The sequence below is a fragment of the Bacillus sp. LR--39 genome, assembly GCF_053613335.1.
Map to the genome: position 1 here is coordinate 1 of NZ_JBSIOT010001364.1, position 562 is coordinate 562.

Sequence of the window (562 nt, forward strand, 5' to 3'; positions counted from 1 at the left end):
TTACCCGATTGACGCGATTGACAACATCGTCAAGCCGAGCATCGCAGCGCACCCGCAGACCATCGTATTTTTGACCGCAGATGCTTTCGGCGTGCTTCCTCCGATCAGCAAGTTAACGAAAGAACAAGCCATGTATCATTTCCTGAGCGGATATACAAGCAAGCTCGCCGGCACCGAACGCGGGATCACCACTCCTGAAGCCACATTCTCGACCTGCTTCGGTTCACCGTTCCTCCCGCTTCCGGCACGTGTGTACGCTGAAATGCTCGGAAGAAAAATCGATGAGCACGGGGTCGGCGTCTTTCTCGTCAATACAGGCTGGACCGGCGGCGGATACGGAACCGGGGAAAGAATGAGCCTCGCATATACGAGAGCGATGGTTCAGGCCGCAATAGAAGGAGAACTGGATAAAGCCGAAATGAGGACTGACCGCATTTTCGGACTTCATTCACCGGTCCACGTTCCGGGTGTGCCTGATCAAGTGCTTGACCCGGCCAAAACTTGGACAGATGAAAACGAATACGAGGAAAAAGCGATCCACCTGGCGAAAGCATTCAAACAG

At 53.7% G+C, this 562-nt stretch carries 1 protein-coding gene; it reads left to right on the top strand.

All coding sequences use genetic code 11. The features are described 5' to 3' along the window. A partial coding sequence (locus ACWHAR_RS30510) for a phosphoenolpyruvate carboxykinase (ATP) (protein ID WP_452088863.1) occupies positions 1 to 562 on the top strand: 562 nt, incomplete at both ends.